The organism is Microbacterium sp. 11MF (assembly GCF_000383475.1).
GTDB classification, from domain to species: Bacteria; Actinomycetota; Actinomycetes; order Actinomycetales; family Microbacteriaceae; genus Microbacterium; species Microbacterium aquilitoris.
In genome coordinates this window covers 295,395-311,591 of the sequence record NZ_KB911459.1, presented here as the reverse complement: position 1 = coordinate 311,591, position 16,197 = coordinate 295,395, and the positions used below count along the sequence as shown (strand labels likewise).

General features: G+C 71.0%; 14 protein-coding genes. 2 read left to right on the top strand and 12 right to left on the bottom strand.

Annotated features, from left to right (window positions below; translation table 11 throughout):
* From prfA to H286_RS0101405, 10 genes are all read right to left on the bottom strand, one after another.
* Complete coding sequence (prfA, locus tag H286_RS0101450; RefSeq protein WP_020096821.1) at positions 1-1,080, bottom strand: peptide chain release factor 1; 1,080 nt, start codon at positions 1,078-1,080, stop codon at positions 1-3.
* A 10-nt stretch (positions 1,081-1,090) separates the two neighbouring features.
* Entirely contained in the window at positions 1,091-3,157 is a 2,067-nt protein-coding gene (gene rho, locus H286_RS0101445; RefSeq protein WP_020096820.1) for a transcription termination factor Rho, read from the bottom strand.
* 163 nt (positions 3,158-3,320) lie between these two features.
* Positions 3,321-4,253: a homoserine kinase gene (gene thrB, locus H286_RS0101440; protein ID WP_020096819.1), complete on the bottom strand. Its 933-nt coding sequence runs from the start codon at positions 4,251-4,253 to the stop codon at positions 3,321-3,323.
* A complete protein-coding gene (thrC, locus tag H286_RS0101435) occupies positions 4,250-5,332 on the bottom strand; it encodes a threonine synthase (protein WP_020096818.1) in 1,083 nt (360 codons plus the stop codon). Before thrC ends, thrB begins: the two co-directional genes overlap by 4 nt.
* 1 nt (position 5,333) lies before the next feature.
* The gene (locus H286_RS0101430) at positions 5,334-6,671 is read right to left on the bottom strand and encodes a homoserine dehydrogenase (protein ID WP_018188641.1); all 1,338 of its coding nucleotides are present in this window, start codon (positions 6,669-6,671) and stop codon (positions 5,334-5,336) included.
* Complete coding sequence (lysA, locus tag H286_RS0101425) at positions 6,668-8,092, bottom strand: diaminopimelate decarboxylase (RefSeq protein ID WP_020096817.1); 1,425 nt, start codon at positions 8,090-8,092, stop codon at positions 6,668-6,670. The genes H286_RS0101430 and lysA overlap by 4 nt, the downstream gene beginning before the upstream one ends.
* Before the next feature lie 107 nt (positions 8,093-8,199).
* Positions 8,200-8,991: an LmeA family phospholipid-binding protein gene (locus tag H286_RS0101420; protein WP_020665409.1), complete on the bottom strand. Its 792-nt coding sequence runs from the start codon at positions 8,989-8,991 to the stop codon at positions 8,200-8,202.
* A 1-nt stretch (position 8,992) separates the two neighbouring features.
* The gene (locus H286_RS0101415; protein WP_020096815.1) at positions 8,993-10,660 is read right to left on the bottom strand and encodes an arginine--tRNA ligase; all 1,668 of its coding nucleotides are present in this window, start codon (positions 10,658-10,660) and stop codon (positions 8,993-8,995) included.
* A 30-nt stretch (positions 10,661-10,690) separates the two neighbouring features.
* Positions 10,691-11,863: a sensor histidine kinase gene (locus H286_RS0101410; protein WP_231370866.1), complete on the bottom strand. Its 1,173-nt coding sequence runs from the start codon at positions 11,861-11,863 to the stop codon at positions 10,691-10,693.
* Between the two features lie 79 nt (positions 11,864-11,942).
* Positions 11,943-12,767: a transglutaminase-like domain-containing protein gene (locus tag H286_RS0101405; RefSeq protein WP_020096813.1), complete on the bottom strand. Its 825-nt coding sequence runs from the start codon at positions 12,765-12,767 to the stop codon at positions 11,943-11,945.
* 84 nt (positions 12,768-12,851) lie between these two features.
* Between H286_RS0101405 and H286_RS0101400 the strand changes: the two genes are divergently transcribed.
* Positions 12,852-13,643 (top strand): SGNH/GDSL hydrolase family protein, encoded by a 792-nt coding sequence (locus H286_RS0101400; protein ID WP_020096812.1) that lies wholly within the window; start codon positions 12,852-12,854, stop codon positions 13,641-13,643.
* Between the two features lie 12 nt (positions 13,644-13,655).
* Here the strand turns inward: H286_RS0101400 and H286_RS0101395 are convergent, their stop codons facing one another.
* Positions 13,656-14,300 carry an SDR family oxidoreductase gene (locus H286_RS0101395; protein WP_020096811.1) on the bottom strand — a complete coding sequence of 215 codons (645 nt, stop codon included), beginning with the start codon at positions 14,298-14,300 and terminating at the stop codon, positions 13,656-13,658.
* Between the two features lie 132 nt (positions 14,301-14,432).
* Here H286_RS0101395 and H286_RS0101390 point away from each other — a divergent pair, with 132 nt between their 5' ends.
* Positions 14,433-15,416, top strand: coding sequence for a DUF2510 domain-containing protein (locus tag H286_RS0101390; RefSeq protein WP_020096810.1), 984 nt, complete (start codon positions 14,433-14,435; stop codon positions 15,414-15,416).
* Here H286_RS0101390 and H286_RS0101385 read toward each other — a convergent pair.
* Positions 15,404-16,129 carry an NUDIX hydrolase gene (locus H286_RS0101385; protein WP_020096809.1) on the bottom strand — a complete coding sequence of 242 codons (726 nt, stop codon included), beginning with the start codon at positions 16,127-16,129 and terminating at the stop codon, positions 15,404-15,406. The two genes, H286_RS0101390 and H286_RS0101385, sit on opposite strands and share 13 nt — an antisense overlap.
* Positions 16,130-16,197: the final 68 nt, after the last annotated feature.

Below are 16,197 nucleotides of genomic sequence, written 5' to 3'. Positions count from 1 at the left end.
TCAGGCCTCCGAGCCGACCGCGGCCAGCTGCGCCTCTTCGTCCGCGGCGATCGCGGAATCGATGAGGGGGCCGAGCGCGCCGTCCATCACCTGGTCGAGGTTGTAGGCCTTGTACCCGGTGCGGTGATCCGCGATGCGGTTCTCGGGGAAGTTGTAGGTGCGGATCCGCTCGGAGCGATCCATGCCGCGGATCTGCGACCTGCGCGCGTCGGAGGCCGCGGCATCCCGCTCCTCCTGCTGCTTGGCGAGCAGGCGTGCGCGGAGGACGCGCATACCGGCTTCGCGGTTCTGCAGCTGGCTCTTCTCGTTCTGCATCGAGACGACGATGCCGGTCGGCACGTGCGTGATGCGGACGGCGGAGTCCGTCGTGTTGACCGACTGCCCGCCCGGTCCGGACGAGCGGAAGACGTCGATCTTGAGGTCGTTCGGATCGATCTGGACCTCTTCGGGCTCGTCGACCTCGGGGAACACGAGAACGCCGGTCGTCGAGGTGTGGATGCGCCCCTGCGACTCGGTCGCGGGCACGCGTTGCACGCGGTGCACGCCGCCCTCGTACTTCAGGTGCGCCCAGACGCCCTGCGCCGGGTCGCTGGACGAGCCCTTGATCGCGATCTGGACGTCTTTGTACCCGCCGAGGTCCGATTCGTTGCGTTCGAGGAGCTCGGTCTTCCAGCCGCGGGATGCCGCGTACTGCAGGTACATGCGAAGGAGGTCCGCCGCGAACAGCGCCGACTCGGCGCCGCCCTCGCCCGCCTTGATCTCGAGGATCACGTCGCGGGCGTCGTCGGGGTCGCGCGGGATCAGCAGGCGCCGGAGCTTCTCCTGCGTCTCGGCCAGGCGCTGCTCGAGCGCCGGGACTTCCTCGGCGAACGCGTCGTCCTCCTTGGCCAGCTCCCGCGCGGCGGCGAGGTCCTCCTCCGCACCGTGCCACGCGTCGTACGCGGCGACGATGCGGGAGAGCTCCGCGTACCGCCGGTTGACGCGCTTCGCGCGCGACGCGTCGGCGTGCACCGCGGGGTCGGAGAGTTCCTCCTGGACCGCGCGGTGCTCGTCGATCAGCGTCTGGACGGATTCGAACACGGCTCGAGGCTCAGCGGATGCTGTTCTCGTGCGCGTGGCCGCCGGCGGCGGGGGCCGGCATCGACTTCTGCATCTGCACGAGGAACTCGACGTTCGACGTCGTCTCCTTCAGCTTGCCGAGGACGACCTCGAGGGCCTGCTGCTGGTCGAGGCCGGCGAGGGCGCGACGCAGCTTCCACGTGATCTTGACCTCGTCGGCCGAGAGGAGCATCTCCTCGCGACGGGTGCTCGACGCGTTGACGTCGACGGCGGGGAAGATCCGCTTGTCGGCGAGCTGACGCGACAGGCGCAGCTCGCTGTTGCCGGTGCCCTTGAACTCCTCGAAGATGACGTCGTCCATCTTGGAGCCGGTCTCGACGAGAGCCGTGGCGAGGATCGTGAGCGATCCGCCGTTCTCGATGTTGCGCGCCGCGCCGAAGAAGCGCTTGGGCGGGTAGAGCGCCGAGGCGTCGACACCACCGGTGAGCACGCGGCCCGAGGTGGGCGCCGAGATGTTGTAGGCGCGGCCGAGGCGCGTGATCGAGTCGAGGAGGACGACGACGTCGCGACCGAGCTCGACGAGACGCTTCGCACGCTCGATGGCGAGCTCGGCGACCGTCGTGTGGTCCTCGGCGGGGCGGTCGAAGGTCGAGGCGATGACCTCGCCCTTGACCGTCCGCTGCATGTCGGTGACCTCTTCGGGACGCTCGTCGACGAGGACGACCATGAGGTGGACCTCGGGGTTGTTCGTCGCGATCGCGTTGGCGATCTGCTGCAGGACGATCGTCTTACCGGCCTTGGGAGGCGCGACGATGAGGCCGCGCTGGCCCTTGCCGATGGGAGCGACGAGGTCGATGATGCGCTGCGTCAGCTTCTCGGGCGCGGTCTCGAGGCGCAGGCGCTCCTGCGGGTAGAGCGGGGTCAGCTTGCCGAACTCGACACGCGTGGCGGCGTCCTCGACCGACAGGCCGTTGACGGCGTCGACCTTGACGAGCGCGTTGTACTTCTGGCGGCTCGACTGCTCGCCCTCGCGGGGCTGCTTGATCGCGCCGACGACCGCGTCGCCCTTGCGCAGGTTGTACTTCTTGACCTGGCCGAGCGAGACGTAGACGTCGCTCTGCCCGGGCAGGTAACCCGTGGTGCGGACGAAGGCGTAGTTGTCGAGGACGTCGAGGATGCCGGCGATCGGGATGAGGACGTCGTCCTCGCCGATCTCGGTGTCGAACTCGTCGCCCGTGGACTGCCCGCGGCGCTTGTTGCGCTGGCGGCCGCGGCCCTGGCCCTGCTCGTCGTCGGAGACCGACTCGGCGGCGGGCTTGTCGGCGGGCGCGTTCTGAGCGTTGCCGTTCTGAGCGTTGCCGCCCTGGCCGTTGCCGCCCTGGTTGCCGTTCTGGCCGTTCTCGCCCTTGTTGCGGTTGCGGCTGCGGCTGCGGCTGCGCGACCGGCTGCGGCCGGTCCCCTCGCTGGAGCCCTCGGAGTCGTCTCCGGATGCCGCGGTGTTCGCGTCGCTCGATGCGGACGCGTTCGCGTCGTCGGATGCCTGCTCGGCGGGTGCCTCGGCTGCGGCCGGGGCGGCGCTGGCCTCGGTCACCGGAGCGTCCGCCGGCGTGGCGTCAGCGGCTGCCGGAGCGGCGTCGGCGGCAGCAGCGGCGTCGGCGGCAGGCGCTGCCTCGGCGGCAGGAGCGTCACCGCTCTTGGCACGACGCGGCGCACGCTTGCGCGGCGCCTTCGCCGGCTTGTCGTCGGCCGGCTTCTCGTCAGCGGATGCCTCGACTGCGGGTGCAGCGTCCTGGGCGACGGTCCCGTCTGCGACGGCCTCGTCTGCGACGGGCTCGGCTGCAGCAGCGGCCTTCTTCGCGGAGGTCCTCCGTGCGGGACGCTTCGCCTGCACGGGCTCCTCGGCGGGCGCGGCGGCCTCGTCGGTGGACGGCTCGGTCGCCTCGTCTGCGGCGGGCGCGGCTTCGACGGCAGTCGAGTCGGCGGTGTCCGCAGCGGCATCCGTCGTCGCGTCCTGCGCGGCGGCCGTGGTGGTCTCGTCGGCGGCAGCGCCGCCGGTGGCGACGTCGTCGCCGGTCTGGATCTCGGAGATGGACTCCACGAGTTCTCCCTTTCAGATGTGGAAAGTCATAACCGCAGGTGGTTCCGTCCACGACGGATCCGAATCCTCAGCGGGGTGTTCGCGCAGGCACAGAGTTGCGCAGGCCCGTCAGGAGGGGTGTGCGGTGGTTCGCAGATTGCGAGTGGAGGGCAGATTCACGTGATTACGTGGCATCCTCCGTATGGTCCCTCACTGTACCACCCCGCACATCGACGGCCAGCAGGAGAGGTTTCCATGGCGTGTCCGTCGACGTCGCGGCGAAATCGACCGCCTCGAGTCGGCGTCCCGGCCCGTCGGCGAGGACGAGGACGCTGGGTCCCGCCCCCGACACGACGGCGGCGAACCCGGCGGCACGCAGACCCTGCACGAGAGCGTCGGTGGCGGGCATCGCCTGCGCCCGGTAGGACTGGTGCAGCTTGTCCTCCGTCGCCGCCATGAGCAGTTCGGGGCTCTGCGTCAGCGCCGCGATGAGCAGGGCCGACCGCGACACGTTGAAGACGGCGTCCTCGCGCGTGACGTGGAGCGGCGCGAGACCGCGCGCGACCGAGGTCGACATCGTGAACTCGGGGACGAAGACGAGCGGTGAGACGCCGCGGTGGACGGCCAGCTTCTTGTGCTGCGGCCCCGTGAAGTCCATCCACGCGATGGTCAGCCCGCCGAACAGAGCGGGCGCCACGTTGTCGGGGTGCCCCTCGAGCTCGGTCGCCAGGCGCAAGAGGGTCTCGGGGCCGAGGGTGACGTCGCCCTCGAGCAGTCCCTGCGCCGCGAGCAGTCCCGCCACGACGGCGGCACCGGAGGATCCCATCCCGCGGCCGTGCGGGATCACGTTGCGCGCGCGCAGACGGATGCCGGGCATCGGCCGGCCGGCCGCCTCGAACGCGTACGCCATCGAGCGGACCACGAGGTGCGAGGCATCCGTCGGGACGTCGGCGGCCCCCTCCCCCGAAACCTCGATCTCGAGACCCGGACCGTCGAGCGCGGTCACGACGAGTTCGTCATGGACGCTCAGGGCGAGACCGAGCGTGTCGAAGCCGGGCCCGAGGTTGGCGCTCGTCGCGGGGACGCGAACGGCGACGGAGCGCCCCGCGAGCGTCATCCCGCCACGCGGGTGAGGTCGAGCGCGGAGGCCACCTCGCTGGTCGCCGCGTCCACGACGATGGGCTCGACCTGCGAGCCGTCGGGGTTGCGGAGCGCCCACTGCGGGTCCTTCAGGCCGTGGCCGGTGACGGTGAGGACGACCTTGGCGCCGTTCGGGATGACACCCGCCTCGGCACGGTCGAGCAGACCGGCGACGCTGATCGCCGACGCCGGCTCGACGAAGACGCCGACGGTGCCCGCGAGGAGCTTCTGCGCCGCGAGGATGCGCTCGTCGTCGATCGCGCCGAACCAGCCGTCGGTGGCTGCGCGGGCTTCGAGGGCGAGGTCCCAGGACGCGGGGTTGCCGATGCGGATGGCCGAGGCGATCGTCTCGGGGTTCTTGACGACCTCGCCGCGCACGAGCGGCGCGGAACCCTCGGCCTGGAAGCCGAACATGCGGGGCACGCGCGTCGCGACGCCGCGCTCGGCCTCTTCGCGGTAGCCGCGCGAGTAGGCGGTGTAGTTGCCGGCGTTGCCGACGGGGATGAAGTGGAAGTCGGGGGCGTCGTCGAGCTGGCTGACGACCTCGTAGGCGGCCGTCTTCTGTCCCTCGATGCGGTCGGGGTTGACCGAGTTGACGAGGTGCACCTTGTACCCGCCGGCGAGCTCGCGCGCGATCTCGAGGCAGTCGTCGAAGTTGCCGCGGATCTGGATGAGCTGGCCGCCATGGGCGACGGCCTGGCTGAGCTTGCCCATGGCGATCTTGCCCTCGGGGACGAGGACGGCGGCCGTGATGCCGGCGTGCGCGGCGTACGCGGCCGCGGATGCCGAGGTGTTGCCGGTCGACGCGCAGATGACGGCCTCGGCTCCGTGCTCGACGGCACGGGAGAGGGCGACGGTCATGCCGCGGTCCTTGAACGAGCCCGTCGGGTTCATGCCCTCGAACTTGATGTAGACATCGGCTCCGGTGATGCGCGACAGCGACGCCGCCGGGATGAGCGGGGTGCCGCCCTCGCCGAGCGTCACGACGGTCGAGGCGTCGGTGACGCCCAGTCGATCGGCGTACTCGCGGAGGACTCCGCGCCAGACGTGTGCCATGTCAGTCTCCTTCTACCCGCAGGACCGAGACCACCCGACGCACCGCGCTGGTGGCAGCGAGGCGCTCGACGGTGTCGGCCAGGTCCTGCTCCCGGGCCGTGTGGGTTCCGATGACGAGGTGCGCGACGGCATCCCCGCTGTCCTGGGCGACGGCGCCGCCCGAGGTGGTCTGTTCGACGGTCGCGATGGACACGTTCCCGTCGCTGAGGATGCCGGCGACGGTGGCGAGCACACCCGGCCGGTCATCGACTTCGAGCGTGATCTGGCAGCTCGTCCGGATACGGCCGATCGGCACGATCGGCAGGCCGCCGCGCGTCGACTCGCCGACTCCGGGTCCGCCCGCGACGTGGCGCCGCGCAGCCGAGACGACGTCGCCGAGGACGGCGGACGCGGTCTGCACTCCCCCGGCACCCGCGCCGTAGAACATCAGGTCGCCGGCGGCCTCGGCCTCGACGAACACGGCGTTGTTCGCGCCGTGCACCGAGGCGAGGGGGTGCTCGCGGGGAACCAGAGCGGGGTAGACGCGGACCGAGATCGCCTCGCCGTGCGGCGCGGCGTCGGGCTGGTCGACGAGACGTTCGCACACGGCCAGGAGCTTGACGACGTAGCCGGCCTTGCGGGCGGCCTCGATGACGCCGGCATCCACGGCCGTGATGCCTTCGCGGTGCACGGCGTCGAGCGGCACGGTCGTGTGGAAGGCGAGGCTCGCGAGGATCGCCGCCTTCTGCGCGGCGTCGTACGCCTCGACATCCGCCGTCGGGTCGGCCTCGGCGTAGCCGAGCCGCTGCGCTTCGGCGAGCACCTCGTCGAAGCCGAGACCTTCGCGGTCCATGCGGTCGAGGATGTAGTTCGTCGTGCCGTTGACGATGCCCATGATCCGTCGCACCCGGTCGCCGGCGAGCGAGTCGCGGAGCGGCCGGATGATCGGGATCGCGCCGGCGACGGCCGCCTCGTAGGCGACGGTGGCCCCGACCTGGTCGGCGGCGTCGAAGATCTCGCTGCCGTGGGTCGCCAGGAGCGCCTTGTTCGCCGTGACGACGTCGGCGCCGGAGGAGAGGGCGTGGAGGATGCGGGTGCGGGCGGGCTCGAGCCCCCCGGTGACCTCGATCACGATGTCGGCGCCCGCGATGAGGGTGTCGGCGTCGGTCGTGAACAGGTCGCGGGGAAGGTCCGCTTCGCGCGGGGCGTCGACGTCGCGGACGGCGATCCCGACGAGGTCGAGCGGTGCTCCGGCTCGGTCGGCGAGTTCGTCGGCGTGGGTCAGCAGCAGCCGGGCGACCTGGGATCCGACGGCGCCGGCTCCCAGGAGCGCGACGCGCAGGCGGCGGGGTTCGATCATGCGGACTCCTCGGAGGTGCGGGATGCCGGTGCGACGCCGAGGTCGCGCGCCAGCAGGTCGTTCTCGTCCTCGCCGCGGACGATCAGCCGAGCTGTGCCGGCACTCACGGCCACGACGGGAGGTCGGGTCAGGTAGTTGTAGTTGCTCGCGAGCGAGAAGCAATAGGCGCCTGTCGCCGCGACGGCGACGAGGTCGCCGGGCTCGACGTCACCGGGCAGGTACTCGTCCGACACCACGATGTCGCCCGCCTCGCAGTGGCGCCCCACGACGCGCGTGAGAGCGGGGGCGGAGTCGCTCCGGCGGCTCGCGATGCGCGCGCTGTAGTCCGCGCCGTACAGGGCTGTGCGGGCGTTGTCGCTCATGCCGCCGTCGACGCTCACGTAGAGCCGTTCGAGGTCGTCCGAGACGCGCACCGGCTTCACCGTGCCGACCCGGTAGAGGGTCACCCCGGCGCGTCCGACGATGGTGCGGCCCGGCTCGAAGGCGAGCTCGGGCATCGGGATGCCGCGGCTCTCGCACTCGCGCCCGACCGCCGCGACGATGCCGTCGGCGAGCTTCGCGATCGGGGTCGGGTCGTCCTTCGACGTATAGGCGATGCCGAAGCCGCCGCCGAGGTTCAGGAGGGGAACGTCGCCTCCCTCGCGGAGCCGGGCGTGCAGCTCCACGACACGAGCGGCGGACTCGGCGAAGCCGGCAGTCCCGAAGATCTGCGAGCCGATGTGGCAGTGCAGTCCCGCGAAGCGCAGCCACGGAAGTTCTCGGATGCGTGCCACGGCGGCCTCGGCATCCGTCAGCGCGAAGCCGAACTTCTGATCCTCGTGGGCCGTCGCCAGGAAGTCATGGGTCTCGGCGTGCACGCCGCTGTTGACGCGGATGAGGACGGTCTGAACGCGCCCCTGGGACTCGGCTTCGGCGGCGATCCGCTCGATCTCGACGAGCGAGTCGATGACGATGGAGCCGACGCCGACCCGAACCGCGCGGCTGATCTCGGACGGCAGCTTGTTGTTGCCGTGGAGGCCCAGGCGGGCAGGGTCCGCTCCCGCCGCGAGCGCGACGGCGAGCTCGCCGCCGCTGGCGACGTCGACACCGAGACCCTCGGCGGTGACCCAGCGCACGACGTCGGTCGTGAGCAGAGCCTTGCCCGCGTAGTAGACCCGGGCCGTGCCGCCGTGGCGGGCCGCGGCGTCCCGGAACGCCGTCAGCACCTCGCGGGCGCGAGCGCGGACGAGGTCCTCGTCGACGACGTACAGCGGGGTGCCGAACCGCTCGGCGAGCTCCGCCGCGGACACTCCCCCGAAGACGATCGCCCCGGCGTCGTCACGGACGGCTCCCTCGGGCCACACGGCCTCGACGAGCGCGTTCGCGTCATGCGGCTGAGTCAGCCACTCGGGCACGGCGGGACGGTCGGAGGTGGTGGACACGCAGGGGCACCAATCGGGGTGGGAACGGGTACGTCGGGCGGTGTGGCCACGCCCCGACGGTGCCCACAGTCTAGGGCACCGGGGCGGAGCACCCCGGCTCCGTGACGCTAGCGGTCGCCGTCGCAGGAACCGGGTTCCTGCGCGGCCTTGTCGCGGAGGATGGCACTGTCGATCTCGAAGTCCGCGACGATCCCGCGCTCCGCGACGGAGACACCCGTGAGGGTCATCGCCTTCGGCAGGTACTGAGACACGCAGACCGGCAGCTCCTCCAGCATCGAGCCGACGAGCGGACCGAGCTGCTGGCGGAGCGCGTCGGCCGACACATCTGCGCCGCCGAGACGGAACGTCGTGGGCGACAGGACGATCTGGCCGTCGCGGGCGGCGGGCGACAGGGTCACCCCCACAGGGACCGACGTGCCGAGGATCGGGAACGCGGTGTCGAGGGCGACGTCGGGCGGATCGAGCGTCACCGACTCCGCCGGGAAGCCGTCCACCTTCGACAGCAGGGCGCGGGTCTGAGCCTGATCCAACACGACCGTCGCGTTCGCGGACGACCAATCGGCACCGGTGTACATCGGCACGTCTTGCGCCGTCACGTCGACGTCCGCCGTGATGCCGTTGAGCTCGACATCGTCAGCGCTCAGCCTGATCTCGGGCAGCTGTCCGACCACGACGAGAGGCAGCAGGAGCGGCGCGGGGATGTCGACGTCGATCTTCTGGTCGGCCGGGAGGCCGACGTTCTGGACGATCTGATCGCGGATGATCTGCGGCGTGACGATGCGTGCCGCGACCTCCGCCGCGACGAGGAGTCCGACGACCGCGAGGACGATGACGACCGCCCACGTGACCCCTCTACGGGGACGACGGCGAGCAGGCCGGACCTCGGTCACGGTCACCACGTCACATCCGTTCGGGCGCGCTGACGCCGAGCAGGTCGAGTCCGTTGCGCAGGACCTGACCCGTCGCGTCGTTCAGCCACAGGCGCGTGCGGTGCACGTCCGTGACCTCCTCGTCGCCGAGCGGGGTGACGCGGCACGAGTCGTACCAGCGGTGGTAGAGGCTCGCGAGCTCCTCGAGGTACCGGGCGATGCGGTGCGGTTCGCGCAGCTCCGCCGCGAAGGCGACGAGGCGCGGAAACTCCTGCAGCGCGCCCAGGAGCGCGGACTCGGTCTCGTGCGTGAGCAGCTCGGGAGCGAACGCGTCGCGCGCGACGCCGGAATCGGCGGCGTTGCGGGCGACGTTGTGCGTGCGCGCGTGGGCATACTGCACGTAGAAGACCGGGTTGTCGTTCGTCCGCTTCTGCAGGATCTCGGGGTCGAGCGTGAGCGGCGAATCGGCCGGGTAGCGCGCGAGCGAGTAGCGCAACGCGTCGGTCCCGAGCCATTCGCGCAGGTCGTCGAGCTCGATGATGTTGCCGGCGCGCTTGGAGAGGCGCGCCCCGTTGATGGAGACGAGCTGCCCGATGAGGACCTCGATGTCCTTCTCGGGGTCGTCGCCGGCCGCGCCGGCGAGCGCCTTCAGGCGGTGCACGTAACCGTGGTGGTCGGCGCCGAGCAGGTAGATCTTGTGCGCGAAACCGCGGTCGCCCTTGTTCAGGTAGTAGGCGGCGTCGGCGGCGAAGTACGTGTACTCCCCGTTCGAGCGGCGGATGACGCGGTCCTTGTCGTCGCCGAAGTCGGTGGTGCGCACCCACACGGCGCCGTCGGCGTCGAAGACGTGACCCTGCGCACGCAGGCGGTCGACGGCCTCGTCGACGAGGCTCGGGCCACCGTCTGCGCTCTTCGCGTGCAGCGTCCGCTCGCTGAAGAAGACGTCGAAGTGGACGTTGAACTTCTCGAGGGATGCCTGGAGCTCCGCGAGCTGCAGTTCGTAGGCCTTGTCGCGGGCCGCGGCCACGCGTGCGTCCTCGGGCAGGTCGGCGATGCCGGGCTCGGCCTCGGCGACACGCGCCGCGAGGTCGTCGATGTAGGCCCCGGCGTAGCCGTCCTCGGGAGCCGGCTCGCCCTGCATGCGGGCGAGCACCGAGCGACCGAACCGGTCCATCTGCGCGCCGGCGTCGTTGATGTAGAACTCGCGGACGAGGGTCGCGCCGCTCGCGAGCAGCAGACGGGCGATCGCGTCGCCGAGAGCGGCCCAGCGCGTGTGCCCGATGTGCATGGGACCGGTCGGGTTCGCGCTGACGAACTCGAGGTTGATCGTGTTGCCCTCTTGCGAGCGCCCGTGCCCGAAGGCCGTGCCCGCCTCGACGATCGTCTTCGCGAGCGCGCCGGCAGCGGCGGCATCCAGTCGGATGTTGATGAACCCGGGGCCGGCGACCTCGACCGAGGCGATGCCGTCGACGGCAGCGAGCGCGTCGGCGACCTCGGCCGCGAACTCGCGCGGGTTCGCACCGACCTGCTTCGACAGCTTCAGCGCGGCGTTGGATGCCCAATCGCCGTGGTCGCGGTTCTTCGGGCGCTCGACGGGGAAGTCGGCGAGCGTCAGAGCCTCACCGGAGCCGGGTCGTCGCGCCTCCACGAGCGGGGAGACGACGGCGAGAAGGGCTGCGGAGAGGGCTTCTGGAGTCATAGCCCGTCAAGTCTACGTTTCAGGGGGTCCTCACGCCGACGGCAGGACCACCCAGACGCGGGCACCGCCGGAGGGCGACTCGTCGATGCCCATGCGGCCGCCGTGGGACTGGACGATCCGATTGCACGTGGCGAGGCCGATGCCGAAGCCGGGGACGTCGACGTTCGATCCTCGCTCGAGCGGCTCGAACACGAGGTCCCGCTCGGCGACCGGGACGCCCGGGCCGTTGTCGTCGACCGTGATCCGTACACCCGCGGCCACTGTTCCGACCGACACCGTGATCGCCGGCGCGCGTCCGCCGGCGCCCGCGAACTTCACGGCGTTGCCGACGAGGTTCTGCAGCAGGACGCCGAGAAGGGTCGGATCGGCGGGCACGGGGACGGATGCGTCGACCGTCACGTCGGCGCCGTTGTCGAGGCCGGCGGTCCTCAGGTCGTCCATCGTCGAGGCGATCAGCGGACCGACCTCGACCGAGGTGCGGCGGATCGGCGCACCGCCGACGCTCGCGTAGTCGAGGAGACGGGCGATCATGCCGGACATGCGGTCGGCGACGGACTCGGCGCGAGCGAGTGCGCGAGACGCCGCGGGGGTCTCGGCGACCTCGGGCACCTCGGAGGCGAGCTCGATGTACCCGGTCAGGGCCGTGAGAGGGTTCCGGAGGTCGTGCGCGACCTGTGCCGCGAAGTTCTCGAGCTGCTCGTTCGACTCGCCGAGTTCCCGGGTCAGGCGGCGCAGCTCGAGGACGTCGACGATCTGATGGGCGATGAGGGCGAGGGCGGCGCTCTCGTCCTCCGGCATCTCGCGGGGTACGTCATCGAAGATGCAGATGGTGCCGATCGGGACGCCCATCGGGGTGATGAGGGGGCTCGAGGCGTAGAAACGCACGTTGGCGACCTCACCGGTCACGAACGGGTTGGCGGCGAAGCGCTCGTCGAGAGCCGCGTCGCTGACGACGGTGTGCCCCGGCTTGCGGAACACGACGGCGCACATCGAATCCTCACGGCTGCAGACAGCCGGCTCGATCCCGACGGCAGCGATCTGATGCTGGAAGCGATCGTCGATGATGTTGATCACGGCGGTGGGGACCCCGCACACCGTGGCGGCCAACTGGACGAGGCCCTGCAGGTCGGGCTCGGGGGCTCCCCCGAGCACGCCGTACTCCTCGATGATGGCGCGTCTGATCGCGTCGTCGGCGGTTGTCACGTTCAGCTCCCCCATGTGTTGTGCCCCACCCTAATCATCAGAACGGCTCGAGCCACCGTGCGGCGATGTCCCATGACGCTCAGGCCAGCGCGACGAGGCTCGCGCGATCGTCCCGGAGTGGATCGGATGCCGCCTCGGGGTCCGCGTCGTCCGCTTCGACGCGTGCGTCGACGAACATCCGTCGGAGGCCCAGATTGGCGCCGTAGTAGCTGAGGAACGCGCAGTCGGCGGCATCCCTTCCCGTCGAGATCCGGACCAGGCCCCGACGGTTGGACAGTCGCGTGGCGTCGACGACCAGCCAGCGCCCGTCGATCCACGCCTCCGCGACCGCGTGGAAGTCCATCGGCACGAGGCCCGGCGCGTAGCAGGCGACGTACCGGGCGGGCACGTCCATCGCCCGCAGGAGCGCGATCACCAGGTGCGCGTAGTCGCGGCAGACGCCCGTCCCGCTCGCAAGCGTCGTGACGGCCGAGTCCGTGCCGAGCGACAGCCCCGGCGAGTAGGTGACGGTCTCGGCGACGAACGCCTCGACGGCGGCGAGGAGGTCCGTTCCCCGAAGCCCCCCGAACTGGCGGCGCGCCTGCGCGAACACCGAGTCCGACGGCGCGTACCGGCTGGGGCGGAGGTAGACCGCGGTGTCGAGAGCGCTGGCGGGCTGCGGCGCCGCGCTCCCCACGACGCGGGCGTCGTAGGACACTCGAACCGGGCCCGCGTCGACCCGGAGGCGGTGGAGGCGTGTGCCCGCGGCATCCGTCATCACCGTCGGGACGAGCACGCGACCGTCCCGCTCGAGACGGAGATCCTCGTGGACGACCGGCACGCCGTCGGCCACGGCAATCGAGAGGATGAGGTCGAGCTCCCCTTCGACGTCGAGATCGAGTTGGGCTCGGACGACACGCTGCACCGGGCAATCCTCGCACGCGGACGACATGTGTCGGCCAGGTGAACAGTGGCACAGACACCGCCGATGATCGCTTACCCTCGTCGCATGGGGTCTGATCGTCGCGCGCGTAACTGGGGGCTGAGCATCGTCGCCGGCGGAGTGGCGGCGATCGTCGCTCTCGCCGCATGGCAACCCTGGCGGACGACGCCGAGCGTGGAGGCAGCGACCTCTGTCGGCGCCGTCTCCGAGGTCGAGCCCCTGTCCATCCCGGCCAACGCCGACGTGCTCGTGTTCGGGGATTCCTGGACGTACGGATCGGCGGCGACCCTTCCGACGGAGGGCTACGCGTACCGCCTGGGCTGGCTGAGCGGCTGGAACGTCACGGTCGACGGCGTCCGCGGATCGGGATACATGAGGCCCGGCTACGACGGACCGGACTTCCGCCGCCGCGCCGAGGCGCTCGATGCCGCCGCGGACTACGACCTCATCGTCATCCAGGGGTCCATCAACGACCGTCATCAGGGCGAGCGCGGGTACCGCGAGGCCGTGGATGCCACGTGGAACACGTTCGAGCGTCTCTACCCCCGCGCGCAGATCGTCATCTTCGGCCCGACACCCCACGAGTTCCCCATCGACGAGGGGACCGCCCGCATCGACGCCGACCTCGAGGCCGCCGCGGACGCCCGCCACTGGTGGTACATCTCGCCCCTGCAGGAGCAGTGGCTGACCCCGGCGAACTACCTCGAGATGATCGACACCGGCGCGGGCCGCAAACACCCCTCCGACCGGGGCCACGAGTACCTCGCCGAGAAGCTGTTCGCGGCCCTCACCGAGCGCAGTGCGACGACGGATGCCGGCGCGACCCGCGACGACGCACCGGAACCCGTCGGCCCCTGACCGCGGTGCGACTCAGGCCCGGATCGCCTCGGCGATCGGCTGGTCGCCGCTGTTGAACGAGATCGTCCGGCCGATCGTGGTCGGATCCGCCAGGGCTGCGGCGATCACTGCGGCGACGTCCGCCCGCGACACCGACGTGCCCTTGTCGGCATCTGCGTCGATCCGACCGGTGGGGTCGTCGAGCGTCAGAGCGGACGGGGCGAGGATCGTCCAGTCGAGGTCCGCACCGCGAAGGTGCTCATCGGCCGCGGCCTTCGATTCCGCATACGCGAAGAAGTCGTCGGAGGGGTCGACGCCGTGGTCGGGTCCGGCGCCGAAGTACGACACCATGACGTACCGGCGCGCCTCGGCGGCGACCGCCGCGTCGATGGAACGGATCGCGGCGTCCCGGTCGACCGCATAGGTCCGCTCCGGCGAGCCGCCACCCGCGCCCGCCGACCACACGACCGCGTCGCTGTCGGCGAGGAGTTCGGTGATGGCGTCGGTGTCGGATGCCGCGACATCGGCGACGAGGGCGGTCGCGCCCGTCCGCTCGACGTCGTCTCGGTGGTCGGGGTTGCGGATGACGGAGGTCACCTGGTGCCCCGCGTCGACGAGGAGAGGGGCGAGCAGCAGGCCGACTTTTCCGTGTCCGCCGATGATCGTGATGGTTGCCATGGGGAGGCTCCTTTCGTCAACCCCCGACGCTACGGTGGGCGGCCGCAGATGCTCGTCCCCTTGCGCTTGTACCCTCGACGTGGAAGGCGGCACCGTCCGCGTTCCGTTCGCATCGACGAGGGGGATCAAGACGTGAGCGAGACGACGCCAGCCGGCTGGTACCCGGCACCGCATGCCGGCAACGAACTGCGCTACTGGGATGGATCGGCCTGGCACGCGGCGCCCGCCTACCTGCCCGCCTCCCCCGCTCCCGGTGCGCCCGTGCCTCCGCCCGCTGTCCCGCCCTATGCAAGCTCGGCGCCCGGCACGCCTCCGGTGTACTCGGGGTACCCCGGCTATTCGACGGCGCCGTATGCGCCGCCGAAGCAGCAGGGGCTGTCCATCGCCGCGCTCTCGATCGGCATCGCGGCGATGATCTTCGCCTGGATCCCCTTCTTCGGGCTCCTGGTCGCGATCACGGGATCGGTCTTCGGGATCATGGCCCTCGTGCGGCGTCAGCCGAAGGGGCTGTCGGTGACGGGGACCGTCCTGTCGGGACTCGCCCTCGTCTGGTCGGCGCTCGTGACCTTCTCGATCGCGGCGCTCATCTGGTTCCCGGCGACCTCCTCCTCCGAGGACGACTACGGCACCGCGGATCCCCTCCCCGAGGCGTCTCCCTCGGCCCCCGGCATCCGGCCCTACGCGCCCGAGAGCGGTCCCGGTTCGATCGACGATCCCCTCCCGCTCCCCTACGTGTCGGAGTCCTCGATCGGCGAGGAGTACTCGGCCGACATCCGGATCGTCAACGACGACGCGACGAACGAGGTCCTGTCGTGGAACTCGTACAACGGCGCCGCGATCGACGGGCAGCGGTACGTCCTCGTCGAGATGACGGTGACCGGACTCGACCCGTACGGCGTTTCGGCCACCTTCCCGACCTATGACCTGGCCCTGGCCACACCCGACGGCGCGGTGTATCCGAACGCCTTCGTGGTGGGTGACGACGACACGACGCTCCTCCGGGATGCCGGGATGATCGACGAAGGCGAGAAGGTGACCGGCCTGGTCGCCTACCTCGTCCCCGAGGACGCGACCGATCTGCTGCTGACGGACTACGCGAACTACTACGCGTTCTGATCCGGCAGGAGGATCACCCGGTCGCGGTCCCAGGGCTCCGTCCACCCGAGGCGCGAGAACAGGCCGTCGAGGATCATCGCGGTGAACCCCCACACGAGCCTCTCGCCGCGCGCCGTGGGGATGAGGAAGGCGGGGCCTCGGAACTCGCCGCGATCGGTCCTGATGACGGTCACGCCGCGGTGCGCGGGGTCGAGCAGGTCGGCGACGGGTGCGCGGAACACGTCCACCGACTCGGCTTCGTCGACGACGCCGACGGCGGACGGGCGACGCCACCAGGCGAGCACCGGAGTGACGAGGTGCCGGGAGAACTCGAGCGGGATCGGGTCGAGCGCGCCGAGGATCTCCACGCCGTCGACGTCCAGGCCGGTCTCCTCCCGCGCTTCGCGGAGGGATGCCGCGATGACGTCGGCGTCGCCGGGATCGACGCGTCCGCCCGGGAACGCGACCTGACCGGGATGCGCGCGCAGGGTCTCGGCGCGGGAGAGGAGCAGGACGTCCAGGTCGCGGGAGATCGCACCGTCGGGATGTTCCCGATCGGCGGGGACGTCGTCGAGGACGCCGAAGAGGATCAGGACGGCGGCGGGCCGCGCTCCCGGCACCGCCGGCATCCCACGGAGGACCTCGAACCCGGGCTGCGGGGCGCCGCTCGCGACCGATGCGACGAGGTCGATCAGCTGCGCCCGCGCGGCGGGGACGGGCGCGGAAGACGTCATGCAGCCAGGCTATGCGACGGGTCGACGGTGGGCGCGAGGGCCGCCGCACCGGTGATAGTCTCGATCGG